This window comes from Mycobacterium sp. 852014-52450_SCH5900713, assembly GCF_001667075.1.
GTDB lineage: Bacteria > Actinomycetota > Actinomycetes > Mycobacteriales > Mycobacteriaceae > Mycobacterium.
The window spans coordinates 1-24,483 of record NZ_LZIL01000015.1 but is presented as its reverse complement, the minus strand read 5'-3'; the positions used below and the strand labels follow the sequence as shown (position 1 = coordinate 24,483).

The window sequence follows — 24,483 nt, the reverse complement described above, 5'->3', positions numbered from 1 at the left end:
AAGCCTGGCGTTACTGGTTAGCCGACGCGCACCGAGTTGATGGTGACCGGGTTGGTGGGAGCCCCGCTCTGCCGGTTGCCGGCGATACCCGCCTGGGCGACCTTGTCGAGGACCGCCAGGCCCGCCTGGCTGATGGTCCCGAACACCGTGCTCTGCGGCTCCAATTCCGAATCCCGGAACACCAGGACGAATTGACTGCCGTTGGTGTTGGGCCCCTCGGTGGCCATGATCACGGTGCCGCGCGGGTACATCACCGTCGCCCGGAGCGCGGGGTCGCCGGCCGGGTACTGATTGGTGGGGTATTCGTCGGCGAATTGATAGCCGGGGCCACCGGCCCCGTCCGCGTCGGGACCGCCGCACAGCAGCGACCCTCCGTCAGTCGAGTTGATCAGCCGGGCGCACTGGGTGTTGTCGAAGAATTGCTGCTTCGCAAGGCTGACGAAACTGTTGACCGTGCACGGAGATTCGCCGTTGGAGAGTTCGATGCCGATGTCGCCAAGGTTGGTCGAGATGGTGGCCGGGATCTGGGCGGGTTCGGTGGAAACCCTGCCGGACGGAGGCGGGTTGACCGGCTTGACGATGGCGTCCGGCGCGCTCGGGTATTGGCAATTGGCGCCCAGGTCGGCCGGCGGCGCGAACGCCGGCAGCGGTGGCACGGTCCCCGTCGCCTGTGCGGTCGGTCCGGAACTCGACCCCGGCCTGTTGGGGACGCGGGCGCGGGTCGGGGTGCTCGAAGCCGCGCTGTTGGCTGAGCCGTCGTCCTGCGTCACCAGCGCGATGACCAATGCCACCACCGCGGCCAGCGCCAGCGCCGACGCGCCGACGATGCCCAGCAGCAAACGCCGGGATTGTCCCGGCGGGCGATTGGGCGGCCGGGGGTCGAGATTGGGCCCCGTCGGGGGAAAGTCCTGCGTCGGTCCCGGCGGTCCCGGCGGCGGTGCCGGTGGCGCCGGCGGGGGACTCCATGCGGCGGTCCCGGCCGGGGCGGCCAACGCCGCCCGGGCGGCTTCGGCGAGTTCCATCGCCGACTGATAGCGGTATTCGGCGTCTTTGGCCATCCCGCGGGCGACCACCGCATCGAGGGCCGGGGGCACGCCGTCGGCGGTGGTCGACGGCCGCGGCGGGGGCGTGTTCAAATGCGCGTTGAGCTGCTCCTCGAGGCTGTCGCCGGCATAGGGCCGCTTGCCGGTCAAGCACTCGTGCAGCACGCAGGCCAACGAATACACGTCGGCGCGGTGATCCGTTGTGCCCCTGAACCGTTCGGGCGCCATGTACGCGACGGTGCCCATCGTGTGCCCGGTCTGCGTGAGTGACGTGTCGGCCAGGGTGCGGGCGATGCCGAAGTCGATCAGGTAGACGAAGTCGCGCGCCTGGGTGATCAGGATGTTCTTCGGCTTGATGTCGCGATGGATCAGCCCCACCTGGTGGGCGCTGTCCAGCGCAGCGGCAACTTGCTCGATCACCGCCACCGCGCGCTCTGGGGACAGCCGCCCCCCGTTCTCATCGATGTACTGCAACAAGTCGCGGCCCTCGATCAGCCGCATGTCGACATAGAGCCGACCGTCGATCTCGCCGTAACCGTGGATCGGCACCACGTGCGGGTCGTTGAGGCTCGCCGCGATGCGTGCCTCCCGGCGGAATCGTTGCTGAAACTCCTGATCCTCGGCCAAGTTCGGGGGCAGCACCTTCAACGCGACGACGCGATCGGTGGCGGCGTCGTAGGCACGGTAGACCTGGCCCATGCCGCCGCGGCCCAACACGTCCAGCAGTTGGTATTGCCCGAAAGATTCTGTCCCCACGCAACGACCTTAAGCGGTGGACTGCCCGTTGGTCGCCCGATTCCCGCCGAATCAGCGGCGTTGCGCTGCTTGGCTTTAGTCGAGCAACAGCGAGGTGATGGTGACCTCGGAGGCCGGTGCGCCGTCCTCACCGCCGCCGGCGACGCCGGCTTTGGCGATCTTGTCCAGCGTGGCCAGACCGTCCGGCTGAATGGTGCCGAAGACGGTGTATTGGGGCGGCAGCTGGGAATCCTTGTACACCATGAAGAATTGGCTGCCGTTGGTCCCGGGACCGGCGTTGGCCATCGCCAGGGTGCCGCGTGGGTAGAGGACCGGCTGTTGCGCCTTCGGGTCGTTCGGCGGGTATTGGTCCGTCGGGTACTCGTTGGCGAACTGGTAGCCCGGGCCGCCGGTGCCGTCACCCTTGGGGTCGCCGCATTGCAGGACGCCCAGGTCCGGGGAAGTGGTCAGCCGGTGGCATTTGGTGTTGTCGAAGTATTTCTGGCCGGCCAGGCTTGCGAAACTGTTTACCGTGCAAGGTGATTCGTTGTTGGCGAGCATCAATCCGATGCGGCCCTGGTTGGTCACCATGCTGGCGCTCACCTGGGCGGGGTCCGTCGGCACCTTGCCGGTGCGCGGCGGCTTGACCTCCTTGGCGGCGGGTTCCGGTGACGCCGGGTACTGGCAGTTGGCGCCCAGATCGGCCGACGGCTTGAACGCCGGCAGCGGCGCAGCGGGTGGCGTCGGTCCGGCGGGCGTCGTGGACTCGGGGGAGCTGCTGGGGGCCGCGGACGTGGTGCTCGTCGCGGAGTTGCTCTTGTGCTCGTGTTTGGTGTTGATGACCGTGAGCACCACCGCCACGACCACCGCCACGGCCACGGCCGAGCCGGCGGCGATCAACACGATCCTGCGCAGCTTGGCTTGCTTCGCGCGGCGCTCCAGCTGGCGTTCGAGCTTGCGCTTGGCGTTGGCACGTCGCTGTTCATTGGTCGGCACGGCCGTATGCCTCCATGGTTGGTAAGTCGGGTGCCCGGCAAAAGGCGTCAGTCGCCAGCTCAGGCTAATGTGGGCGCCGCGACCGGTGTCAAGTGGGGCCCGTGGGAAACTGGGAACCGTGTTGATCACCGGATTTCCCGCCGGCATGTTGCAGTGCAACTGCTATGTGCTGGCTGAGCGGCCAGGGACGGACGCCGTCATCGTGGATCCGGGCCAGCGGGCGATGGGCCCGCTGCGGCGCATCCTCGACGAGAACCGGCTGACCCCGGCGGCGGTGTTGCTCACGCACGGACACATCGACCACATGTGGTCGGCGCAGAAGGTGTCCGACACCTTCGGCTGCCCGACCTACATCCACCCCGAGGACCGGTTCATGCTGAAAGACCCGATCTACGGCCTGGGCCCGCGGGTGGCGCAGCTGATGGCCGGTGCCTTCTTCCGCGAGCCCAAGCAGGTCGTCGAGCTGGACCGCGACGGCGACAAGCTCGACCTGGGCAGCGTGACCGTCAACGTCGACCACACGCCCGGGCACACGCGCGGGTCGGTGGTCTTCCGGGTGGCGGGAGACCACGACGTGGTGTTCACCGGCGACACCCTGTTCGAACGCTCGGTGGGCCGCACCGACCTGCACGGCGGGAGCGGCCGCGACCTGCTGACCTCGATCGTGGAAAAACTGCTGGTGCTCGACGACGAGACCGTGGTGCTGCCGGGTCACGGCAACGCCACCACCATCGGCGCCGAACGGCGATTCAATCCGTTCATCGAAGGCCTGAGCCCGTGACGCAGTTTCACGCGCCCAAGGGGGTACCGGACTACGTCCCGCCGGACTCCGCGCAGTTCGTGGCCGTTCGTGACGGGTTGTTGGGCGCCGCCCGTCGGGCCGGCTATGGCCACATCGAGTTGCCCATCTTCGAGGACACCGCTCTGTTCGCCCGGGGTGTCGGCGAATCCACCGACGTGGTGTCCAAGGAGATGTATACGTTCGCCGACCGCGGTGACCGCTCGGTCACCTTGCGACCCGAGGGCACCGCGGGGGTGGTGCGCGCGGTGATCGAGCACGGCCTTGACCGCGGGGCGTTGCCGGTCAAATTGTGTTATGCGGGGCCGTTTTTCCGCTACGAGCGGCCGCAGGCCGGCCGCTATCGGCAGCTGCAGCAGGTGGGTGTGGAGGCGATCGGCGTGGACGATCCGGCGCTTGACGCCGAGGTGATCGCCATCGCCGACGCCGGCTTCCGTTCGCTGGGACTGGACGGGTTCCGCCTGGAGATCACCTCGCTGGGCGACGAGACCTGTCGCCCCCAATATCGGGAACTGTTGCAGGACTTCCTGTTTGGGCTCGATCTCGATGACGAGACGCGCAGGCGTGCCGAGATCAACCCGCTGCGGGTGCTCGACGACAAGCGACCGGCCGTGCGGGCCATGACGGCCGACGCGCCGGTGTTGATCGACCACCTGTCCGACGTCGCCAAGCAGCACTTCGACACCGTGCTGGCGCACTTGGACGCGCTCGGCGTGCCCTACGTCATCAACCCGCGCATGGTGCGCGGGCTGGACTACTACACCAAGACCACCTTCGAGTTCGTGCACGACGGTCTGGGTGCGCAATCCGGGATCGGCGGCGGCGGCCGCTATGACGGCCTGATGCACGAGCTCGGCGGGCAAGACCTGTCCGGCATCGGGTTCGGGCTCGGGGTCGACCGCACCCTGTTGGCGCTGCGCGCCGAGGGCAAGAGCGTGGGGGAGACGACCCGCTGCGACGTGTTCGGCGTGCCGCTGAGCGAGCAGGCCAAGCTTCAGCTGGCGGTGCTGACCGCGCAGCTGCGCGCCTGCGGTGTGCGGGTGGACATGGCCTACGGCGACCGCGGCCTCAAGGGCGCGATGCGCGCGGCCGACCGTTCCGGTGCCCGCATCGCGCTGGTCCTCGGCGACCGCGACATCGAGGCGGGGACGGTCGGGTTGAAAGACCTCACGACGGGGGATCAGGTGCCCGTCGCCGCGAATTCTGTTGTCGCCGAAGTTCTGTCAAGACTCGACCGGTAGGGCGGGTACCCTCGCCGGGTTATTTCTTGCTCGGAATGATGATTACGACGATCAACGTGAGGATCGAAAAGAATAGGCCGCGAATTCCCCAGCCCAGCGGATTGCGACCCTTCGTCATTGCGATGATTCCGCAGATGAATGCGGCGATAACGCTGCCGATGGCGACAAAAATTCCCTTGATGCCACGGAGGATAAAGCCGGCCGCGACGGGGTCCGAGCTCGCCAGAATCACCGAGTGCAACATGTCAGGTCCTTTCGTGAGGGGCCCAAAGGACATACCCACCCGAATCCGCAATAAAACCGCAGTCGAGTTTAGGCGCTCACCGAAAACGCGGTTATCCGCGCGGATAACCGCGCCGGACCGTCCGATCAAGAATTCCCAACGTTGCCCGCAATGCACCCTCGGACAGAATCGGGAAAATTCCGGCTTCCCGCCACTTCGGGTCGATGTTCGACCAGTCGTAAAACGAGGTGACCACGGTCGCCGAGCCGTCTTCGCTCGGCTGCAGTTGATAGCCGTAGACATGGCCGATCGGAGGCTGAATTTTGCCCAGAACCGTCCAAGCGATCAGCCGATCCTGTTCGAATTCCGTGATGTCGACGGTGACGTCGTACTTGCCGAATTGCGGAAAGTCGTTCAACGACTCGCGATCCATGTGCACGACGAAACGGTCACCGACACCGCGTACCCGATCGCCTTCGGCGCTCTGCAGCATTCCGGACGAGTCGATCGCGACGTGGCCCTGCGGGTCGCACAGCACCGCGAAGACGTCGGGCGCCGGCGCCGTAATTGTGCGTTCAACCTCGATGCGTTCGGTCATGGGTGCCTCGCGGCCGGAGTAGGTACGACAGGGGTCGTCGCTCACTCTACGACCGCTGGGACGTTTTCGGTGCCCTCTCTAGCCCGCCGCGGATCCGCGCGCAGCGCGCGTCGGGGTCGGGTTCATCAGTCGTCCGTGCGCGATCACCGATCCGTGTTGCTTGAGGCGCTGGGTGCGGATGCTTACCTCATAGGTGAGGACCTCTTCGATGCCCCCGAGGTGGTTGGAGAGGTACGCGTAGAGGTCGCGGACGTCTCGGCAGATGACCACTGCCATCAGGTTTTTGCTACCGCTGACGGCGGCGGCGAAGGCCACTTGGTCGTGCGCCGCGACCCGTTCTCCGACGCGGTGTGTGTGCTGGGGTGCGACCGTCAGCCAGAGCATGGCGCTGAGGTGGTAACCGAGTCGCTCAGGGAGCACATCGACGTCGTAAACGAGCGCCCCGGCCGCTTCGAGCGCCGTCAGACGCCTGCGCACTCGCGCCACCGACCAGCCCGTGCGTTCGGCGAGCCGTGAGTGGGGAGCACGGCCGTCGTCAGCCAGCGCGTCGAGGATGGGACGGTCCTCGAGCGTCGGCCGGGACGGCTGGCCGGCGGGAGGGCCGTCGACGTCAGCAAGGATTTGTACGGCCTGTTCGCCGCTGAGCTTGTGGCCGTAGCCCGTCCACGGCGCGCTCGGGGGGCGCCCGAAGGTGTGCAGCACCGCATCAATGTCGATGTCGATGACCGAACTTGCTCGCGGGAGCCGCTTCAGCAACACGTCGTCGCGGCTGTCCCGGAGCGGTGCCCGGATCGTGCACACCAGGTCGGTCCAACCCGACAGGACGTTGGCGTGGGACACGTCCGGGTTTCGAACCAGCGCGTCGGCCAGTTGCGGTATGCGGTCGGGCTTGGCGTGTAGGCGGCAAACCCAGTGGGCCCAGTCGGAATCGCCGTCAACCCACGGGTGCTCCACCCCCACGACGCGAACGACTCCGTTCCGACGCAGCCTGTGGTAGCGGCGGGCAACCGTTTGTTCGGTCGCTCCGACCACCTCGGCTATGCGGCGAAACGACACCCTGGGCGATATCTGCAAGGCATGCAGAATCTGTCCGTCCAGCCGATCGATCATGACCAATCTTAGACGGATATCGATGGTTAGTGGAGATTTATTCACGCTTCGGTCCGGGCGTTGATTGTTTCGTCGGCGCCGCTGTCAGCCTTGCATCATGAAGCTGACGCGCAACGTCGTCCTGGTCACCGGCGGAGGCAGCGGAATCGGCCGCGCTTTGGCCGAATCTTTGCACCGCCTGGGCAACCACGTCATCATCGCCGGCCGGCGCCGCGAGGCTCTGCAAGCCGCCGCTGGCGCCAACCCGGGCATGGAGTTCCTGCACTTGGATCAGAGCGACCCGGTCAGCATCACTCGGCTGGTTGCCGAAGTGACGGATCGGTATCCCGGGTTGAACGTCGTCATCAACAACGCGGGAATCATGCGTACCGAGGACCTGCTGACCGGTGACACCACCGCGGCGGAGGCGATCGTGGCGGTCAACCTGCTCGGGCCCATCCGGCTCACCGCGGCACTACTGCCCACACTGCTGACGCAAAGAAACGCCGCGATCATCAACGTCACCTCTGCCCTGGCTTTCGTACCCAAGGCGGTCGCGCCGACGTATTGTGCGACCAAGGCGGCTCTGCACTCCTACACCGAGTCGCTACGCCACCAGCTGCGCGACACGGCGATTGAGGTGGTCGAGATCATCCCGCCACGGGTACAGACTGACATTCAACAGGGTCTCGGCTACGCATCTCATGTCGTGGCGTTGGATGCCTTTGTCGCCGAGGCTATTTCGTTGCTGCGATCCAACCCGGCCGCCACCGAGATCGTGGTCGATGCCGCTCGGCGCGTGCGATTCGCCGCGCGCGAAGACTCGTACGGCGAGATCTTCACCGCCGTCAATCAGACAACCATGCAGAAATAGCGGAGGATTCCCATGCAGATCGGAATTGGCCTGCCGAGCCACATCGCCCACGTGCGGGGTCCACTCACCGTGCGTTGGGCCCGCCGGGCGGAACAACGAGGGTTTGCCGGCCTGGCCACCATCGACCGGCTGGTCTACGAAAGCCTCGATTCGATCGTCGCATTGTCCCTCGCCGCGGGCGCGACCAGTGAAATCGGTTTGATCACAAACGTTTTGCTGGCACCCCTCTACCCGGCCGCGCTGCTCGCCAAGCAGCTCGCCACCATCGCGGACGTCACCGGCAACCGGCTGATCCTGGGTTTGGGTGTGGGCAACCGGACAGACGACTACGCGGCGGTTGGCGCCGACTTCGGCCGGCGGGGACGGGTTTTGGACGAGACGGTCGGATTGTTGCGCGAGGCGTGGCGCGCCGCGCCGGTCACCGGCGACAAGGGGTTGTGCCCGCGGCCGGTGCGCATCCCCATCCTGTTCGGGGGACGGTCGGAGGCCACCATGCGCCGGGTCGCGACGATGGGTGACGGCTGGTCGGCCGGCGCCCTGCGCGACTACGACAATCAGGCGTCATTCGCCGATCGGGCACGCGCGGCGTGGCGGGAGGCGGGCCGGTCGGGGCAGCCACGGCTGCACGCCAGCGTGAACTTCGCGTTCGGTGGTGAGGACGCCGTCCGGCTCGGCCGGGAGCACCTGCAGCGCTACTACGGATTCAAGCCGGACTACGCAGCTCTCAACATCGCCGACCTGCTGACCACCCCGGAGGACGCGGCGGCCACCCTGCGCGCCTACCGCGACCTCGGTTTCGATGGGCTGGTTTTCCATCCCTGCGTCGCAGGGGTCGATCAGGTGGATCGCCTTGCCGACGCCGTTCTCTGAACCGCTGCGCACAAGAGGAGGAACTATGTCATCTCGCGCCATGCACTCCTTCGTTGTCCGCGCCGGCGACTTCCCAGTCTTTGAGGTTAGCGACGGGCCCGAAGAGATCGGTTGGCACGTCGGGCGATAACGGTTTGCCGTGTTGGACTCGATGAGGCCAGTCGCGGTTGGCCAGCGCCGGTTTGGCGAGGGCTACCAGATCGGCGGCGCCCGAGTCGATGATGGCGGCGGCGTCGCGGGGGTCGTCCAGATGGCCGTTGGCGATTACCGCCAGCTTGCTGAATTGCTTTGCCAGCTGCGCGAGCGAGTTGCCGGACCCGGCGAATGCTGGTGCCAGCGCGCGATATTCGGTGGTGTGGATGTAGTCGATGCCGGTATCGCCCAGGGTGCCGAAGATGATGGCCGCGTCCTCCTCGCCGGCCCACCGATGGTGATTGTCGGAGACCTTTCCCTGGGAGATCCGGATGCCGACGGCGATGTCGTCACCGACGGCCGACGCGACGTCGTGGCAGACCTCGGCCGCCAGGCGTACACGACCGGCGGTGTGGCCGCCGTACTCGTCGGTCCGGGTATTCATATAGTCGGTGAGAAATGCGTCGAGCAGATAGCCGTTGGCTCCGTGGATCTCCACGCCGTCGAACCCGGCGTCGCGCGCCTGCCGTGCCGCGTTCACGAACGCGGCCCGGACTTGGTTGATGTGTTCGGTGGTCATCGCTTGAGGAATCTTGAACGGACCAGCACCGCGGTACATGGGCAGCTGCTCGCCTTTCGGCCGTACTGCGGACGGCCCCCAGGTGATCGTCGTGTGCGGGTTGCCTTGCGACTGGCTGCCGGCGTGCATCAGCTGGGCGAAAAACTTGGCCTCGCAGTTGTGGACGCCGTCGACGACCGGTTGCCAGCCCGCCGCGTGAGCCGCGTTCGCGATGCCCGGTTGGAAGAGGTACCCCTGACTGGTCTGATCGTCGATGTAAAGCCCTTCGGTTATTAACAACGCGAAGCCGCCCTCGGCGAAAACGCGGTAGTAGGACGCGATCCGGTCGGTGGGCACGCCGTCGGCCGTCGCGCTCACTCGCGTCATGGGCGCCAGGGCTACCCGGTGGGCGAGCTCGACGTTGCCGATGGTTGCCGCTTCGAAGAGCGTCTGGTGGGGTGGGTGCATTCGGTCGGGCACGAGGTCATCCATTTCCGCGTTGGTTGGTCCATTCTGTTGGGTCCTGCCGTCAGGAGCGCCGCCAATGACCCTGAAGCTGAACGAGATTCACGGTGGCCAATAGCATAAAAATGAGGGGAATAACGGGAGGCTTTATTTTGAGAGGAAGTACATTTGCGGGCACCTCCGGGTGCACGTGCACATAGGTGGCGCCCCCCATGTTGGCGATCAGCCCAGCCGAGGCCGCGGACGCGATCGGGCCGAAGAGGTTTGAGGTCTCCCGCCCGAAGTGGGCGGCCGAAAGCAGGCTCAGCCCGATGGATATTTCCCCGGCGACGCCCAGGGGGATGCAGAGTCGCGGCAGCCCGCTTTTGCTGATCTGGACGTCGAACCACGTGCGAAACGGCTCGAAGAACTTCAAGAACCCAAACAAGAACATCGTCGAACCCAGAAACATCGAATTGTATTTCAGGATCTTTGATGTCGGCTTCATCATTCCTCCCTCGCGGAGTGGGTGGCGCCGCCGCCGACGTCGGGAGCGGTTAGGAGCGGGGACACGTCGTCTGCTGCGAGGGTCGGACGGTCCACGCGGAAAATTGTGCTGAAGCCAAAATGGACTATCAAGTCCAATCCGCTCTACACTTCGCGCATGTCAGGAGAGGAGCACCCCGCCGCCGGGCGGCTGACGACTCGCGGTGCCGCGACCAGGGCCCGCATCGTCGCCGCGGCGGCATCGCTCGTCCGCGGGCAAGGCGTCGCCGGGACGAGTCTGGACGACGTGATGGCGGCGACCGGCACAAGCAAATCGCAGCTCTACCACTACTTCGCCAATAAGGACGCCCTGATCCGCGAGGTTGTGAAGACCCAGCTCGGCGACGTCATCGCGGCCCAGCAGCCCGATCTGGGCGAGGTGTCGTCATGGGAGGGCCTGCAGCGGTGGTGCGACCACGTCGTGGCCATGACTCGCGCGACGCAAGGTGTCGGGGGGTGTCCGTTGGGCTCGCTGGTGGGTGAGCTTGCCGAGCGGTCCGATTCGGCGCGCCGGGAGCTTGCGCAAGCCTTCGCCGAGTGGCAGTCGTACCTGTCTGCTGGTTTGGCGACGATGCGCGACAACGGCGAACTCTCCGCAGATGCCGACCCTGCCGAGCTCGCGTTGACTATCATGAGTGCGCTGCAAGGCGGACTGCTGATGGCGCAGACGATGCGCAGCGCCCGACCTGTCGAACTCGCCGTGGACATGGCGCTAGGGCACGTCGCCGCGTACCGCCGCGGTCCGTGAAGTCGCCCAACGGATCCGGGGCCCAGCCGATTCCGTTGGCGCCGAGATCGTCGCGGTTCGTGCGGGAGTGCGGCCGTTTGTCGGATTTCACCTGGCGGCCCGAGCTGCCACCCCCGCCGCCGTAAGCACCCCATCCGAAATCCGCCGAGATGCCCCGCCACATCTGACCCGACGCGGTGCTTGACTCTATATCGAACTAATGTTCGAATAGGTCATGCGCTGGGCGGACCAGGCCGTCGCGGTCAACGGGCAGCCCGTCGAGGACGGGGCGCTGCCGGGGTTGCAGCGGATCGGGTTCGTTAGAAGCGTGCGTGCCCCGCAGTTCGAGGGGATCACCTTTCACGAGGTGCTGTGCAAGTCCGCGCTCAACAAGGTGCCGGACGCCTCCGCCCTGCCCTTCCGGTACACCGTCAACGGCTACCGCGGCTGCTCGCACGCCTGCCGCTATTGCTTCGCCCGGCCGACGCATGAATACCTGGACTTCAACTGCGGCAACGATTTTGACAGCCAGGTCGTCGTCAAGACCAATGTCGTCGCGGTGCTCCGCCGCGAGTTGCGGCGGCCGTCGTGGCGCCGCGAGACCGTCGCGCTGGGCACAAACACCGACCCGTACCAGCGGGCGGAGGGGCGCTACGCGTTGATGCCGGGCATCATCGCCGCCCTCGCCGAATCCGGGACACCGCTGTCGATCCTGACCAAGGGCACACTGCTGCGCCGCGACCTGCCGTTGATCGCGGCTGCGGCGCAGCAGGTTCCGCTCTCGGTCGCGGTGTCGCTGGCGGTCGGTGACGCGGACCTACATCGAGACGTCGAGCCCGGCACGCCCACACCGCAGGCGCGGCTCGGCCTGATCGCCGCGATCCGCGAGGCCGGTTTGGACTGCCATGTGATGGTGGCGCCCGTGCTGCCGTACCTGACCGACTCGAAAGAGCACCTCGATCGACTGCTCGGCCAGATCGCGGCCGCGGGGGCCACCAGCGTGACGGTCTTCGGGCTGCACCTGCGCGGCTCGACCCGCGGCTGGTTCATGTCCTGGCTGGCCCGCTCGCATCCCGAGCTGGTGGGCCGCTATCGCGAGCTGTACCGGCGGGGTGCTTACCTGCCGGCCGGTTACCGCGAGATGTTGCGGGAGCGGGCGGCGCCGCTGGTCGCGAAATACCGGCTGGGCGGCGACGAGCGTTCGTTCCGCCAGCCCGTCGCGGTAACCCCGGCGGAGCCGGAACCCCTTCAGGCGAAGCTGTTTTGACTAAGTCGGCCGGTCGGCGCGCGGCTTCGTCAGGGTGAATCGGTCCACGACGGTCACCGCGCCGAACGGCCCGCTCAGCGCGTAGTGCGTGGCCTTGATCGACGTATTGCCGCCGGGCTCACCGGGGTCCACCTCGAACGCCGCGAAGCCGTAGGGATTGTCCCGGTCGCGGAAGGCGGACCAGGGCGCGTCCTCCACGACGTAGATCGGCGCCTTGCGTCCGAGCCCCGGGTCGAAGGCGCCGACTCCGGTCAGCACGCGGCAGCGCGGCTCGGGGAAGAAGAACCCGTTCGTGGGTGCCGACGTGCCGCCGCCGCCGATGACGACGTGCACCGTTCCCTTGGTGGAGTCGATGACGTCGTCGCGGGTGGCGACGGGTATCGGCGTTCGGGTGTCGCTCTGCAGCGTGCCGCGCAACGGGTGCGACCGCTCGTAGTGGTGTTCATGGCCGCACACCACCAGGTCGACCCGGTGCTCGTCGAACAACGGGAGCCATTCCTCGCGGATTCCCAGGTCGGCGCCGTTGGCCTTGTCGGCGGTGGAGATCGCCGTCTGATGCATGCACACGACGATCCAATCGATGTCGGGGTCGCGCCGTGCTGCGGCGAGTTCATTTGCCAGCCAACGCTTTTGCTCTCCGCCAGAGTAGTCGTGTACGTAGAAATTCCCGCCGTCCTGAAACGCCACGTCGTCGTTGTTCAGGCTGATCACCCGCACCGAGCCGGCCGTGAACGAGTACCACAGGCCGCGGGTCTCGGGATCCGATCCCGAATCGGGCACCGCGAAGTACGCCTGATAGGCGCCGTAACCGATTGGGCCGTTGCCTAATTCGTTTTCGTGGTTGCCGGCCGCGGGCATCCAGGGCCGGTAACGCGCCGACCGCGTGTTGTTCTCGAACCAGGCCGACCAGGTGCGGATGCGGTCTTGGGCGAGGTTGGCATAGCACAGGTCGCCGTTGACGAGGTTGAACAGCGGCGCCATCCGCTCGACCGCCAGGGTGGTGTCGGCGGATGCGGGCGACCCGATGTTGTCGGTGCCGTATGTGCCGTCAGGCAGCCTCTCCAGCGTCGGCGTGGACTGATCGCCGAAACTGGTGAAGCGAAAGGGCTTTCGCCCGGACGGGGCGGTCCGAATGGTGCCCATCTCCGGCTCGGCGCCGTCGTGCACCGCGGCGTATACGTAGTCGGTGTCTGGGGTGAGGTTCGTCAGGCGGGCGTGGTTCACCCGAACCTCGGTGTTGGACTTGGCGTCGCGGTAGGTGCGGGTTTCGGCCGCCACCGTCTTCCCGAGGCCCGACGCCGGCGTGCCGAACATGACGCGTGGATTCCGGACGGCGTCCACGGTGTGCCAGGACACCACCACCTCGGAGCCGGCGTGCCGGCCGAATTGCAGGTGCAGTCCCGTCACCGGTGGGGCGCCGTTGCGGCTCGGCTGAAACCAGGGGGCGGGCGCGCTGGGGTGCGACCACAACATGGCGGCCCCGCCGCCCACGCCCGCCCCGAGGGCGGCCGAGACCGCGCTGGTCGTCAACAGCCTGCGGCGGCTGATGCCGGGGGCCGGTTCAGGGCCGTCACGGTGTGCGGGATCGTCGACCACTCCTGCTTCATACCCGAGCGCGGTGAACGTCCGCGGAACGGGCGCCCGGCGCGGCCGGGCGAATCCGGCGGCCCTTTCCAGGCGTAGCCCCGTAACGAATTGGGTAGCGTTTTCGATATGACGAACGTGCGAATAGTGACCACGGGGGTCGCAGTGGCGACGTTTGCGGCAGCAGCAGTGCTGGCCGTCACGCCCGCGACCTCATCTGCGGACCCTGCCGGCCACCAGGTGACCTACACCATCACCGCCACCGGCAATCTCACCGGCAACGTCCGCTACATGAACACCGATCCGCCCAGCCAGGCGGCCTTCAACGCCAACTCGTCGCAGTACTTGAACAGCGTGCAGACGGCGTTCAGCGCGGGGCAGCCGCTCGTCTACAACACGACCCTGGCCGACCCGAATCAATGGGCGTTCGTGAACGCGAGCGGCGGGTGTCACTGGCCGGACTGCGATTCGTCGAACATGCCACAGATTCAGTGCCAGATCGCCGTCGACGGCCAGGTCGTGGTGACGCAGAGCGCCACCACCGGCGTCACCTGCTCGACGCGGCCCTGGTGAACCGGTAGCAGCCGCTTATCGGTGCACGCGCAACGCGAGGTAGTACTCGTGCCGCCGCGTGTTGTCGACGGTGTAGCCCACCGCCCTCGTCACCCCGTCGTGGTCGGACTCCAGCCAGCGTTCGGTGTGTTGCCGGCTGAATTCGGTCCACGACGGCACGGTGAACCTCTCGAGGACCGTGTCGGGATGTTCCAGGCTGTGGTAGAGCCCCCAGCTATGGCCTCCCGTTCGCAACCGTGAGCGCCTGACCGCGCTCATCGCCTCCACGAAGTCCTGCAGGGTGTCCGTGACGACTCGATAGCGGACGGTCACCAGCACGGGTCCGTCGTTCGGGCACGGTTCGAACACGACCATCGGCGACGGCCATGCCCGCGAAATATCGCGGCTGAGCTTCCCGGTTTCCGGCCGCAACCCGAGCGGCACGACGCTGAGAGCGGTGACGCCGAGCAACGCCGCCGACAAGGTCAGCGCCACACCCAATCCTTCCCGCGTGGCGATCACACCCCAGAGATACGAGCCGACCGCCTGCGAGCCCGTGAAGACCAGCAGGTACATCGCCAACCCCCGGGCCCGGACCCAGCGCGGCAAATGCAGCTGCGCCGCGGCGTTCAACGTCGTCAGCGTGATCAGCCAGGTCATCCCCGACAACACCAGGAAGGGCGCCGCCGCGGCGAACGGCAGCCAAACCACCGCGAGCGTGGCCGCCCCGTACGCGGCCGCGCAACCGGCCAGCAGCGTGTTGGGCGGCAGCTTCTGGCGTAACGGTGCGGGGACCGCGACGGCGAGCACCGCGCCACAACCGATGGCGCCCAGCGCCATACCGTAGCCACTGGCCCGCAGGTGCCAGGTGTCGGCGGCGGCCACCGGCAACAGGGCCAGCAGGGCCGATGCGGGGAAGACGAAAAGGGCGGCGCGCAGCAGGATCCTGCGAAAGATCGGGCCGTTGACGGCGTAGGCCAACCCGGTGAGGATCGCCTGGCCGAGGTGTTCTCGTTCGACGGGCGCGATCTGTTTCGGCCGCCGCCAGGCCGCCAGGGCGATGATGATGCCCACGAACGAGATCGCGTTGATCGCGAACACCGCTGCTGGACCGACCAACGCCAGGACGACGCCGCCGATGGCGGGTCCGACCACCCGGGCGATGTTCACCGAGACGCTGGCCAAAGTCGCGGCGGCCGTGATCTGCTCGCGCGGAACGACCTCGGGCTGAATCGCCTGCCAGGCCGGCGCGGTCAGCGCGGAGGCGACGCCGATGGCCAGGGTGAACAGCAGCAGCGCGGTCGGGGTGAGTCGGCCAAAGTAGGTCAGTCCCGCCAGCACCAGCGCCACCACCACCGCATACGACTGCAGCACCATCAGCAGCCGCCGCTGGTCGAACACGTCGGCGAGCGCGCCGGCGAACAATCCCAACAGGAGCGTCGGCCCCAGACTCGCGGTCTGGACCAGTGCCACGACGGTGGCGCTGCTGTGACCTTCGACCAGAAACCATTGCGCCGCAACGCTTTGCATCCATGTTCCGACGTTGGAGACGAACTGCGCGATGAACAGGGCGCGGAAAACCTGATTGCGCAAGGGCGCCCAGACCGACACCTCCGCGGTGTCGGTGCGCTCCTGCGTCAGATCCGACATACGAGCCTTTCGCGTCGTGCGGCGGGGTAGAAGTCTAAGACACGCACCCGACGTGCGCATGGCGGATCGGCATCGTCGCCGGGGGACTGGCTACGACCCGTGAAGCGGGGCGAAGCGGGCCGCCGCCATCAGGTCTAGCGGCGGTCGCGAGCGCGGCGGGGCCGGGCGAAGCGGGCCGCCGCCATCAGGTCTAGCCGAGGCTCGGGGCGGAGAATGTGTCGCACTGCTTCGGGTCGCCCGTTTGGTAGCCGACGGTGAACCAATGCTGCCGCTGCTCCGACGAACCGTGCGTCCACGACTCGGGATTGACCCGTCCGGTCGATTCCTTCTGGATGCGGTCGTCGCCCACCGACGCCGCGGCCGAGAGGGCGTCTTGGATGTCCTGGTCGCTCAAGGGCTGCAAATAGGGGACGCCGGTGCTCTCCTGCTTGACGGTCGACGCGTAGTGCGCCCAGATGCCCGCGTAGCAGTCCGCCTGTAATTCCGTGCGGACACCGTTGCCGCCTGCGCCCTTCGCCCCTTGCTGGGAGCGGCCCAGGACGCCCTGCAGTTGCTGCACGTGGTGGCCGTATTCGTGGGCGACGACGTACTCCTGCGCGAACGGCCCACCGCTGGAACCGAATTTGTCGACGAGCTCCTGGAAGAAGTCGGTGTCGAAGTACGCGGTCTGGTCCACCGGGCAGTAGAACGGGCCCACCGCGGTGGTAGCCGGCCCGCAGCCGGTGTCAACCGAACCGGTGAACAGCCGCACGTGCGGCCGGGTGTAGCGCGGCATCAGCTGATGCCACACCGCGTCCACGGAGTTGCCGGTGGCGACCACGCGGCACTGCACGTACTTGTTGGCGTCGGCCCCAGTCTTGCACTGGCTCAGGTCGAACCCGGGCGCCGAGTAGCCGCTGGTGTTTCCCTGCTGGTTGAGCACGCGGCCCGGATCGACGCCCAGCAACAGGGCGCCGATGAGGATGAGCAGGCCGAGGCCGCCGCCCCCGATGGCCATCCCCATGCCGCCCCCACCCGAGGAGGACGCGGTGCTGGTGTCGATCTGCATTCCCTCGTTGAAGCTCATGGCACGCTCCTAATGTTGCTGGGTCGCGGAGTAGCGGGCGTCGGTGTAGCTGCGCAGGTTTCGCAGGAACCGGCGAAGGCCCAGATTGAGCAGCGGCCCCACCACGTACATCGCCAGCCTGGCCGGGCCCGCGGGCTTCTGCGCCATGGTCCACGTCAACCGGCAACCACCCGGGATGACTTCGACCCGGTAGTCTTCGACGAACGCGGCGACGGCTTGGGTAGAGCATTCGTTGAACCGAAAAGCCATGTGGCTGAACGGTTCCCACGCAAGGAACTCCTCGTTGCCGACCATCCCGCCGCGCATCTCGACGACGCGGGTGGTGCCGACACCGCGCGGCTCGGGGCTGGTCCAGGTCACCTTGGTGATCACGCTCGCCCAGCGCGGCCACGCCTGGGCGTCGGCGAGCACCTCGAACAGCTGCTCGGGCGCGATGGCGAGATCGACGCTGTTGCGGAACACGAAAGGCGCGGTGTCGATGAAGCCCAGGCCGACGCGCTCGCAGGGGAACATGGAATTAATCTAGCCGGGGCCGTCGCTCGCCGCGGCCAGCAACGGCACAACGACGTCGCTGATCGGCGTCGCCAAGTTGTGGGCGCGGGCCTTGCGGATGATCACCCCGTTGCGGATGTCCCATTCCATCGGCCGACGGTTCTCCCGGTCGGCCAGGATCGAGGTGCCCATGTCCTCGGGAACGTGGCGAAACATGCCGGCCAACTCGTCGACGATGCCGTCGGGCAGCCGGGCGCCTTCGGCGCGGGCTACCGCCAGGCATTCGGCGACGTAGCGTCGCGACAGTTCGGTCACGTCGTCGCGGCGGAACATGCCGGACCGCCGCCCGGACAGCGCCATGAACCCGGCCAGCGCGTTGGTGAGCAGCTTGCGCCAGGCCGCGGTGATGAAGTCGGGATCGCACTCGACGCGGCAGCCGGCGCCGCGCAGCAGCTCGGCGAGCGTCTGCGCCGACGGCCCGCTGGGCAGCACCAGGGACGGTTCGGTGCGCAGCCGGACCCATCCCTCGGGCTGGGTCTCGGCCGAATACCAGACGATCCCGGGCACCACCGGTGACGACGGGCAATGCGGCTGCACCTGTTCGACCTGCTCCACGCCGTTCTGCAACACGGCGACGATCGTGTGCGGGCCGCAGAGGCGCGCCAGCCATCCGGCGGCGGCGTCGTTCTGGGTGGCCTTGACCGCCAGCACCACCACGTCGACGGGGCCGGTGACCTGGCCGGGATCGGTGTGCACCGGGCCGGGCACCACGATCGGATCCGCGCCGTCGGGCCGCAATTCGATGCGTTCCCGGGCCGTGCGGCCGCATACCTGAACCGCGTGCCCGGCCTTGTGCAGCAGCGCGGCGACCGTCGTGCCGACGGCCCCGGGGCCGACTAGTGCGATTTCGGTTGGGGGGTTGGTGGCAATAGGTCCGAAAGTACCTCCTCTAGACTGGTCACTCGTCCAAAGCCCGCTGAAAAAGGAGTGTTTGTGCTGCGCAGCCACGCCGCCGGTTCGCTGAGAAGCAGCGACGCCGGGCAGCAGGTGACGCTCGCGGGCTGGGTGGCTCGCCGCCGCGACCACGGCGGGGTCATCTTCATCGACCTGCGCGACGCCTCGGGTATCGCGCAGGTGGTGTTCCGCAACGCCGAGGTGCTGGCCCAGGCGCACCGGTTGCGCGCCGAGTTCTGCGTCGCGGTGACCGGCGTCGTCGAGATCCGCCCGGAAGGCAATGCCAATCCCGAGATCGCCACCGGCGACATCGAGGTCAACGTCGCCTCCCTGACCGTGCTCGGCGACAGCGCGCCGCTGCCGTTCCAGCTCGACGAACCCGCCGGCGAGGAGCTGCGGCTGAAGTACCGCTATCTCGACCTACGCCGCGATGGCCCCGCCGCGGCACTTCGCCTGCGCTCCAACGTGAATGCCGCCGCCCGTGCGGTGCTGGCGGGCCACGACTTCGCAGAGATCGAGACACCGACCATCACCCGCTCGACGCCCGAAGGCGCGCGCGACTTCCTGGTGCCGGCCCGGCTGCACCCCGGCTCGTTCTACGCCCTGCCGCAGAGCCCGCAGCTGTTCAAGCAATTGCTGATGGTGGCCGGGATGGAGCGCTACTACCAGATCGCCCGCTGCTACCGCGACGAGGATTTCCGGGCCGACCGTCAGCCCGAGTTCACCCAGCTCGATATGGAGATGAGCTTCGTGGACGCCGAGGACATCATCGCGATCTCCGAGGAGATCCTGACCGCGTTGTGGGCGTTGATCGGATACCAGGTCCCAACGCCGATCCCGCGGATCACCTATGCGGATGCGATGCGACGGTTCGGCTCCGACAAGCCGGACATGCGGTTCGGGCTCGAGCTCGTCGAGTGCACAGAGTTCTTCTCCGACACCACATTTCGAGTTTTCCAGGCACCGTACGTCGGTGCGGTGGTGATGCCCGGCGGGGCGTCGCAGCCGCGGCGCACGCTGGACGGCTGGCAGGACTGGGCCAAGCAGCGCGGGCACCGCGGGCTGGCCTACGTGCTGGTCGGCGACGACGGCACGCTCGCCGGCCCGGTCGCCAAGAACCTCAGCGACACCGAACGGGACGGATTGGCCGCGCACGTCGGGGCGAAGCCAGGGGACTGCATCTTCTTCTCGGCCGGGCCGCCGAAGTCGTCGCGCGCCTTATTGGGTGCCGCGCGCGGGGAGATCGCCAGCCGGCTCGACATGATCGACCCCGACGCGTGGGCGTTCGTCTGGGTGGTGGACCCGCCGCTGTTCGAGCCCGCCGACGAGGCGACCGCCGCCGGTGACGTGGCCGTCGGCTCCGGCGCCTGGACCGCGGTGCATCACGCGTTCACCTCGCCCAAACCCGAATACTCCGACGTGGTGGACACCGATCCCGGCAGCGTGCTGGCCGACGCCTACGACATCGTCTGCAACGGCAACGAGATCGGCGGCGGCTCGATCCGTATTCACCGGCGCGACATCCAGGAGCGGGTGTTCGCCGTGATGGGCCTGGACCAGGCCGAGGCGGAAGAAAAGTTCGGATTCCTGTTGGAGGCGTTCACCTTTGGCGCGCCGCCGCACGGCGGGATCGCCTTCGGCTGGGACCGCATCAACGCGCTGCTGTCCCGGGTGGACTCGATCCGCGAGGTGATCGCGTTCCCGAAGACCGGCGGCGGCGTCGACCCGCTCACCGATGCGCCCGCGCCGATCACCGCCCAGCAGCGCAAGGAGTCCGGAATAGACGCCAAGCCAGAAAAGGTTGACCGGGCATGACCGAAATGCCTGACACCGCGACGATCAACAACTTCAACAGCGCCATCATCGACGAGTTCCGGACCAACGGCGGCAAGGTGGGCGGCCAGTTCGAGAACGCCAACCTGCTGCTGCTGCACACGACCGGCGCGAAGTCCGGCGAGCCGCGGGTGTCGCCGCTGGCCTATTTCCGCATCGACGGCAAGCTGATCATCATCGGCTCCTTCGCCGGTTCCCCGGTAAGCCCGGCGTGGGTGCACAACCTGCGGGCCAACCCGCGGGCACGTGTCGAGATCGGCGCCCCGGAGGGAGTGCAGGAGTTCGCCGTCACGGCGCGCGAGTTGCCGTCCGACGAGCGCGACGCGCTCTTCGAGAAGGTCACCGCGGCCGCCCCCGGCTTCGCCGAATACCAGTCCAAGACCAGCCGGGTCATTCCGTTGTTCGAGTTGCAGCGCACCTAGGCCCGTGGGCACCTTGCGGCGGACGATGGCTCCCGCGGCTCTCGCCGCCGCCCGCGCGGGTCTCAAACGGCTGCGTGTGGTGTGGTTCAACCTGGTGCAGACCGCGGTGGCCGCGGGCCTGTCCTGGTACCTCGCGCACGATCTCCTGGAGCACCCGCAGCCGTTCTTCGCGCCGATCGCCGCGGCGGTGTCGTTGTCGACGAGCAACGTGCTGCGCGCGCAACGCGCCGTCCAGATGATGGTCGGGGTCACCCTGGGGATCGGGGTCGGCTCGGTGGTGCAGGGCCTGCTGGGACCCGGGGCGCTCCCCATCGGAGTCGCCGCGCTGGTCGCGCTGGGCGCCGCGGTCTTCATCGGGGGCGGCTTCATCGGGCACGGGATGATGTTCGCCAACCAGACCGTGGTGTCGGCGATCCTGGTGCTGGCCCTCTACCGCGGCGGCGTCGGCCTGGAACGCATCTTCGACGCGCTGATCGGCGGCGCGGTGGCCATCGTTTTCGCCGTATTGCTGTTCCCCGCCGACCCGCTGCAGCTGCTGCGCACCGCCCGCGTCGGAGTGCTGAGCGTGTTGCACGACGTCTTGTCGCGAGCCGCGGACATCGCCGCCGGGCGCAGAGCACCCCCTCCCGACTGGCCGCTGACGGCCGTCGACCGAGTGCACGAGCAGCTCAGCGGACTGCTGGAGGCGCGCACCACCGCCCGCCACGTCGTCACCATCGCCCCGCGACGCTGGGGCCTGCGGGACACCGTCGAGGCCGCCGACCATCAGGCCGTGCACGTGGCCTTGCTGGCCGGTTCGGTGCTGCAACTCGCCCGCGCCGTCGCCAACAACGCCGACGGCTTCCGCGAGGGGCTTCCGCGGCCCGTGCACACGGTGTTGGTGGTGCTGGGGGCCGGAACCGCTCTCGCCGACCGCGATCCCGCCGGCGCGTGCGCGTACGCCGCGTCCGCGCGTCATCACGCTTCGGAATTGCAGTCAGCCGCGCGCGAGAAAACCCAGTTGATCCTGGCCGACGTCGTCAGCGCCTGTGTCGACGATCTGCAACGGGTCATCGATCTTCGGCACGTGTGACCGAGTCAGCGCGAGTCGGCCAAGAACTCCTGGACCAACTTCCTCGGGGCCTGCGTCAGCCACGCCTCGGTGATCAGATCCTCGAGGTCGCGGACCGCGATCTTGGCGAGCCTGACCAGCACCACCGGGTAGCCGTCGAAATGCGGCGTCGTGAAATACACGTCCGGCTCGTCGGCGATCAGCCCGAACTTGACCCCCTCGTCGGACACCCGCACGCCGAGAATTTCGCCGTCGGGCGGTTCCAGGCCTTCGTGTTCCAGCGCCTCGCGTTCGGAAGGGCGCAACGGTCGCTCCCAGGCCAGCAACTTCTTACCGACCCGCCACTCATGCGGTGACGGCTCCGAGGTGAGTGCCAGCTCACGAACGATGCGGGCGACGTCGTACCACGTGGCCACATCTCGATTGTGCTCCCGGTTTCGCCCGCGTGCCGCCGTATCGGCAAACGGTTTTGCGCCGCGGACGGCGTGGGATGGCCCGGTGTGATGTGATCAGCCTTGTGTCTGCAGCCGACGCCGGGGCCGCCCGCCGCCATCGAGTCACCCACCGCACCGAGTACCGCTACTCCGACGTCGTGACCAGCTCGTATGGCCGCGGCTTCCTCACCCCGCGGGATTCGATGCGGCAGCGGTGCATCGTGCACGAGCTGACCATCGATCCCGCGCCCGCCGACGTCTCCACCAGCAGCGACGTCTACGGCAACATCAGCTCGTACTTCCACGTCACGGAGCCGCATCACACCCTGACCGTCACCAGCGACTCCATCGTGGACGTGTATCCACCGGCTCCCGGGCGCTACACCAGCGGCCCGGCGGTGCAACCGTGGGAGGCGGCCCGCCCGACGGGGGGCAGGGGAGCGCTCGCCGCGGAATTCACCCTGGATCTCAACCCGCCCGAGATCACCGACGAGGTCCGCGAATACGCGGCGCCCAGTTTCGTCCCGGAGCGCCCGCTGGTCGACGTGCTGCGCGACCTCGCGTCGCGGATTTTCGCCGACTTCACCTACCGCTCCGGGTCGACGACGATTTCCACCGGGGTCAATGAGGTTCTGGCGGCCCGGGAAGGGGTATGTCAGGACTTTGCACGGCTGGCGATCGCCTGCCTGCGCGCCAACGGTCTTGCGGCCAGCTACGTGTCCGGCTACCTGGCCACCGACCCGCCACCGGGGAAGGATCGAATGATCGGTATAGACGCCACCCACGCCTGGGCGGCGGTGTGGACACCGCAGGAGCCCGGCCAGTTCGAATGGCTGGGTTTGGACCCCACGAACGATCAGCTGGTCGACGAGCGCTACATCATCGTCGGACGCGGCCGCGACTACGCGGACGTGCCGCCGCTGCGGGGCATCATCTACACCGATTCCGAACGTAGCGTGATCGACGTTGCGGTCGACGTGGTGCCCTTCGAGGGGGATGTGCTCCATGCGTGACTTCAACTGCCCCAATTGCGGCCAGCGCCTGATGTTCGAGAACTCCACCTGCCTGAACTGCGGCAGCGCGCTGGGCTTTTCGCTCGAGCAAATGGCCCTGCTGGTGATCGCCGAGGAGAACGCCGGCGAGCACGCCGGTTTCGTGGACGCCGCCGAGTATCAGCTATGCGCCAATCTTCAGCTGGCCGAATGCAATTGGCTGGTGCCGATCAACAATCCGCGGCTGTTGTGCCCGTCCTGCGCGCTGACCACGGTGCGGCCCAACGACTCCGACGCCGCCGGCCTGGCGGAGTTCGCCCGAGCCGAGGCGGCCAAACGGCGGCTGATCGCCGAGCTGCACGAGCTGAAGCTGCCGATCATCGGGCGCGATCAAGATTCCGAGCAGGGATTGGCCTTCCATCTGCTGTCCAGCGCGCACGAGAAGGTGATGACCGGGCACGACAACGGCGTCATCACACTGGATCTGGCCGAGGGCGACGACGTGCACCGCGAGCAGCTGCGGGTGGAGATGGAGGAGCCGTACCGCACCCTGCTGGGTCACTTCCGGCACGAGATCGGGCACTACTACTTCTACCGGCTGATCGCCCCGTCCAGCGACTACCTGGCGCGGTTCAACGAGCTGTTCGGTGATCCCGACGCCGACTACCAGGAGGCGCTGGACCGGCATTACAGCGAGGGGCCGCCCGAGGACTGGCAGGAAGACTTCGTGTCGTCGTACGCCACCATGCATCCCGCCGAGGACTGGGCCGAGACGTTCGCCCACTACCTGCACATCCGCGACACGCTGGACACCTCGGCGTGGTGCGGCTTCGCGTCGGCGTCGGCCACCTTCGACCGACCAGCCTTGGGCCCCAGCGCTTTTCAGATGATCATCGACATGTGGCTGCCGTTGTCGTGGTCGCTGAACATGGTGAACCGATCGATGGGCCACGACGACCTGTACCCGTTCGTGCTGCCGGTTGCGGTGCTGGAGAAGATGAAGTTCATCTACACCGTGGTCGACGAGGTGACCTCCGAGTCGCGGGGGCCCGCCGCTATCGCGGGCTAGCCCGCGACGGTGTGCTTTCCCATCACGGCGGTCCTGGTGTTGGTGCGTATGGTGCGTCGCCGGCGACTGCCCGACCCGCACCGCTACCGGGAGGTGCCATGGATCCGGCGGCGTCGAACGTGTGACTTTCTATCTGTAATCCCTTGTGTCACTTGGGTTTCTTTGGTCACAATGTGGTCTTTTTTGTCGGTGGGTGTTCGTAGGGTTTGAGGTGTGGGTGTCAGTAGTCGTGAGGAGATCG

General features: G+C 67.4%; 25 protein-coding genes. 12 read left to right on the top strand and 13 right to left on the bottom strand.

Annotation, left to right across the window (positions count from 1 at the left end; translation table 11 throughout):
• Nucleotides 1-17 precede the first annotated feature (17 nt).
• Nucleotides 18-1,799, bottom strand: coding sequence for a protein kinase (locus A5773_RS05425; RefSeq protein ID WP_066958088.1), 1,782 nt, complete (start codon nucleotides 1,797-1,799; stop codon nucleotides 18-20).
• Nucleotides 1,800-1,874: 75 nt separating this feature from the next.
• Nucleotides 1,875-2,774 carry a peptidylprolyl isomerase gene (locus A5773_RS05420; RefSeq protein WP_066958090.1) on the bottom strand — a complete coding sequence of 300 codons (900 nt, stop codon included), beginning with the start codon at nucleotides 2,772-2,774 and terminating at the stop codon, nucleotides 1,875-1,877.
• Nucleotides 2,775-2,892: 118 nt separating this feature from the next.
• Here A5773_RS05420 and A5773_RS05415 point away from each other — a divergent pair, with 118 nt between their 5' ends.
• Nucleotides 2,893-3,555 (top strand): MBL fold metallo-hydrolase, encoded by a 663-nt coding sequence (locus A5773_RS05415; RefSeq protein ID WP_067789859.1) that lies wholly within the window; start codon nucleotides 2,893-2,895, stop codon nucleotides 3,553-3,555.
• Nucleotides 3,552-4,814: a histidine--tRNA ligase gene (gene hisS / locus A5773_RS05410; protein ID WP_066958094.1), complete on the top strand. Its 1,263-nt coding sequence runs from the start codon at nucleotides 3,552-3,554 to the stop codon at nucleotides 4,812-4,814. The genes A5773_RS05415 and hisS overlap by 4 nt, the downstream gene beginning before the upstream one ends.
• A gap of 19 nt (nucleotides 4,815-4,833) precedes the next feature.
• Here the strand turns inward: hisS and A5773_RS05405 are convergent, their stop codons facing one another.
• The 3 genes from A5773_RS05405 to A5773_RS05395 all read right to left on the bottom strand — a co-directional run bounded on the left by A5773_RS05405 (nucleotide 4,834) and on the right by A5773_RS05395 (nucleotide 6,745).
• Nucleotides 4,834-5,058, bottom strand: a complete 225-nt coding sequence (locus A5773_RS05405; RefSeq protein WP_067789856.1) for a deoxyribodipyrimidine photolyase — start codon at nucleotides 5,056-5,058, stop codon at nucleotides 4,834-4,836.
• A 91-nt stretch (nucleotides 5,059-5,149) separates the two neighbouring features.
• Nucleotides 5,150-5,635, bottom strand: a complete 486-nt coding sequence (locus A5773_RS05400) for an SRPBCC family protein (RefSeq protein ID WP_066958098.1) — start codon at nucleotides 5,633-5,635, stop codon at nucleotides 5,150-5,152.
• Nucleotides 5,636-5,713: 78 nt separating this feature from the next.
• A complete protein-coding gene (locus A5773_RS05395) occupies nucleotides 5,714-6,745 on the bottom strand; it encodes an Lrp/AsnC family transcriptional regulator (protein ID WP_066958100.1) in 1,032 nt (343 codons plus the stop codon).
• 97 nt (nucleotides 6,746-6,842) lie between these two features.
• Here A5773_RS05395 and A5773_RS05390 point away from each other — a divergent pair, with 97 nt between their 5' ends.
• Both A5773_RS05390 and A5773_RS05385 read left to right on the top strand, forming a co-directional pair.
• A complete protein-coding gene (locus A5773_RS05390; RefSeq protein ID WP_066958102.1) occupies nucleotides 6,843-7,598 on the top strand; it encodes an SDR family oxidoreductase in 756 nt (251 codons plus the stop codon).
• A 12-nt stretch (nucleotides 7,599-7,610) separates the two neighbouring features.
• Nucleotides 7,611-8,468, top strand: coding sequence for an LLM class flavin-dependent oxidoreductase (locus A5773_RS05385; RefSeq protein WP_066958104.1), 858 nt, complete (start codon nucleotides 7,611-7,613; stop codon nucleotides 8,466-8,468).
• Nucleotides 8,469-8,496: 28 nt separating this feature from the next.
• On the opposite strand, the gene A5773_RS05380 is transcribed toward A5773_RS05385, so the two are convergent.
• The gene (locus tag A5773_RS05380; RefSeq protein WP_232001796.1) at nucleotides 8,497-9,639 is read right to left on the bottom strand and encodes an NADH:flavin oxidoreductase; all 1,143 of its coding nucleotides are present in this window, start codon (nucleotides 9,637-9,639) and stop codon (nucleotides 8,497-8,499) included.
• Nucleotides 9,640-9,688: 49 nt separating this feature from the next.
• Complete coding sequence (locus A5773_RS05375; protein ID WP_156659789.1) at nucleotides 9,689-10,111, bottom strand: hypothetical protein; 423 nt, start codon at nucleotides 10,109-10,111, stop codon at nucleotides 9,689-9,691.
• A 156-nt stretch (nucleotides 10,112-10,267) separates the two neighbouring features.
• Here A5773_RS05375 and A5773_RS05370 point away from each other — a divergent pair, with 156 nt between their 5' ends.
• Nucleotides 10,268-10,897, top strand: a complete 630-nt coding sequence (locus A5773_RS05370) for a TetR/AcrR family transcriptional regulator (RefSeq protein WP_066958108.1) — start codon at nucleotides 10,268-10,270, stop codon at nucleotides 10,895-10,897.
• Nucleotides 10,898-11,111: 214 nt separating this feature from the next.
• Entirely contained in the window at nucleotides 11,112-12,143 is a 1,032-nt protein-coding gene (locus A5773_RS05365; protein WP_066958110.1) for an Rv2578c family radical SAM protein, read from the top strand.
• Here A5773_RS05365 and A5773_RS05360 read toward each other — a convergent pair whose 3' ends face one another.
• Nucleotides 12,144-13,739: a metallophosphoesterase family protein gene (locus A5773_RS05360; RefSeq protein ID WP_066958112.1), complete on the bottom strand. Its 1,596-nt coding sequence runs from the start codon at nucleotides 13,737-13,739 to the stop codon at nucleotides 12,144-12,146.
• Between the two features lie 117 nt (nucleotides 13,740-13,856).
• On the opposite strand from A5773_RS05360, the gene A5773_RS05355 reads away from it, so the two are divergent.
• Nucleotides 13,857-14,300 (top strand): hypothetical protein, encoded by a 444-nt coding sequence (locus tag A5773_RS05355; RefSeq protein WP_066958114.1) that lies wholly within the window; start codon nucleotides 13,857-13,859, stop codon nucleotides 14,298-14,300.
• Between the two features lie 15 nt (nucleotides 14,301-14,315).
• On the opposite strand, the gene A5773_RS05350 is transcribed toward A5773_RS05355, so the two are convergent.
• The 4 genes from A5773_RS05350 to A5773_RS05335 all read right to left on the bottom strand — a co-directional run bounded on the left by A5773_RS05350 (nucleotide 14,316) and on the right by A5773_RS05335 (nucleotide 18,417).
• Nucleotides 14,316-15,929, bottom strand: coding sequence for an MFS transporter (locus tag A5773_RS05350; protein WP_066958117.1), 1,614 nt, complete (start codon nucleotides 15,927-15,929; stop codon nucleotides 14,316-14,318).
• 190 nt (nucleotides 15,930-16,119) lie between these two features.
• Nucleotides 16,120-16,995, bottom strand: coding sequence for a neutral zinc metallopeptidase (locus tag A5773_RS05345; RefSeq protein WP_067209729.1), 876 nt, complete (start codon nucleotides 16,993-16,995; stop codon nucleotides 16,120-16,122).
• Nucleotides 16,996-17,004: 9 nt separating this feature from the next.
• Entirely contained in the window at nucleotides 17,005-17,508 is a 504-nt protein-coding gene (locus A5773_RS05340; protein WP_067264736.1) for an SRPBCC family protein, read from the bottom strand.
• 9 nt (nucleotides 17,509-17,517) lie between these two features.
• A complete protein-coding gene (locus tag A5773_RS05335) occupies nucleotides 17,518-18,417 on the bottom strand; it encodes an oxidoreductase (RefSeq protein ID WP_197505459.1) in 900 nt (299 codons plus the stop codon).
• A 57-nt stretch (nucleotides 18,418-18,474) separates the two neighbouring features.
• Here A5773_RS05335 and aspS point away from each other — a divergent pair, with 57 nt between their 5' ends.
• The 3 genes from aspS to A5773_RS05320 are packed head-to-tail and all read left to right on the top strand — an operon-like array spanning nucleotide 18,475 to nucleotide 21,768.
• A complete protein-coding gene (aspS, locus tag A5773_RS05330; RefSeq protein WP_156744732.1) occupies nucleotides 18,475-20,256 on the top strand; it encodes an aspartate--tRNA ligase in 1,782 nt (593 codons plus the stop codon).
• A complete protein-coding gene (locus A5773_RS05325; protein WP_067789849.1) occupies nucleotides 20,253-20,696 on the top strand; it encodes a nitroreductase family deazaflavin-dependent oxidoreductase in 444 nt (147 codons plus the stop codon). Before aspS ends, A5773_RS05325 begins: the two co-directional genes overlap by 4 nt.
• A 25-nt stretch (nucleotides 20,697-20,721) precedes the next feature.
• Nucleotides 20,722-21,768: an aromatic acid exporter family protein gene (locus A5773_RS05320; protein ID WP_067789867.1), complete on the top strand. Its 1,047-nt coding sequence runs from the start codon at nucleotides 20,722-20,724 to the stop codon at nucleotides 21,766-21,768.
• Nucleotides 21,769-21,773: 5 nt separating this feature from the next.
• Here A5773_RS05320 and A5773_RS05315 read toward each other — a convergent pair whose 3' ends face one another.
• A complete protein-coding gene (locus A5773_RS05315) occupies nucleotides 21,774-22,163 on the bottom strand; it encodes an MmcQ/YjbR family DNA-binding protein (RefSeq protein ID WP_067264747.1) in 390 nt (129 codons plus the stop codon).
• A gap of 101 nt (nucleotides 22,164-22,264) precedes the next feature.
• On the opposite strand from A5773_RS05315, the gene A5773_RS05310 reads away from it, so the two are divergent.
• Nucleotides 22,265-23,194, top strand: coding sequence for a transglutaminase family protein (locus A5773_RS05310; protein ID WP_231989245.1), 930 nt, complete (start codon nucleotides 22,265-22,267; stop codon nucleotides 23,192-23,194).
• A complete protein-coding gene (locus A5773_RS05305) occupies nucleotides 23,187-24,242 on the top strand; it encodes a putative zinc-binding metallopeptidase (RefSeq protein ID WP_066958136.1) in 1,056 nt (351 codons plus the stop codon). The genes A5773_RS05310 and A5773_RS05305 overlap by 8 nt, the downstream gene beginning before the upstream one ends.
• Nucleotides 24,243-24,483: the final 241 nt, after the last annotated feature.

Coding starts and splice junctions, on each gene's coding strand:
- A5773_RS05405 (WP_067789856.1), bottom strand. CDS start 5,058: ATGTTGCACTCGGTGATTCTGGCGAGCTCGGACCCCGTCGCGGCCGGC.
- A5773_RS05400 (WP_066958098.1), bottom strand. CDS start 5,635: ATGACCGAACGCATCGAGGTTGAACGCACAATTACGGCGCCGGCGCCC.
- A5773_RS05395 (WP_066958100.1), bottom strand. CDS start 6,745: ATGATCGATCGGCTGGACGGACAGATTCTGCATGCCTTGCAGATATCG.
- A5773_RS05390 (WP_066958102.1), top strand. CDS start 6,843: ATGAAGCTGACGCGCAACGTCGTCCTGGTCACCGGCGGAGGCAGCGGA.
- A5773_RS05385 (WP_066958104.1), top strand. CDS start 7,611: ATGCAGATCGGAATTGGCCTGCCGAGCCACATCGCCCACGTGCGGGGT.
- A5773_RS05375 (WP_156659789.1), bottom strand. CDS start 10,111: ATGAAGCCGACATCAAAGATCCTGAAATACAATTCGATGTTTCTGGGT.
- A5773_RS05370 (WP_066958108.1), top strand. CDS start 10,268: ATGTCAGGAGAGGAGCACCCCGCCGCCGGGCGGCTGACGACTCGCGGT.
- A5773_RS05365 (WP_066958110.1), top strand. CDS start 11,112: ATGCGCTGGGCGGACCAGGCCGTCGCGGTCAACGGGCAGCCCGTCGAG.
- A5773_RS05355 (WP_066958114.1), top strand. CDS start 13,857: ATGACGAACGTGCGAATAGTGACCACGGGGGTCGCAGTGGCGACGTTT.
- A5773_RS05350 (WP_066958117.1), bottom strand. CDS start 15,929: ATGTCGGATCTGACGCAGGAGCGCACCGACACCGCGGAGGTGTCGGTC.
- A5773_RS05345 (WP_067209729.1), bottom strand. CDS start 16,995: ATGAGCTTCAACGAGGGAATGCAGATCGACACCAGCACCGCGTCCTCC.
- A5773_RS05340 (WP_067264736.1), bottom strand. CDS start 17,508: ATGTTCCCCTGCGAGCGCGTCGGCCTGGGCTTCATCGACACCGCGCCT.
- A5773_RS05325 (WP_067789849.1), top strand. CDS start 20,253: ATGACCGAAATGCCTGACACCGCGACGATCAACAACTTCAACAGCGCC.
- A5773_RS05320 (WP_067789867.1), top strand. CDS start 20,722: ATGGCTCCCGCGGCTCTCGCCGCCGCCCGCGCGGGTCTCAAACGGCTG.
- A5773_RS05305 (WP_066958136.1), top strand. CDS start 23,187: ATGCGTGACTTCAACTGCCCCAATTGCGGCCAGCGCCTGATGTTCGAG.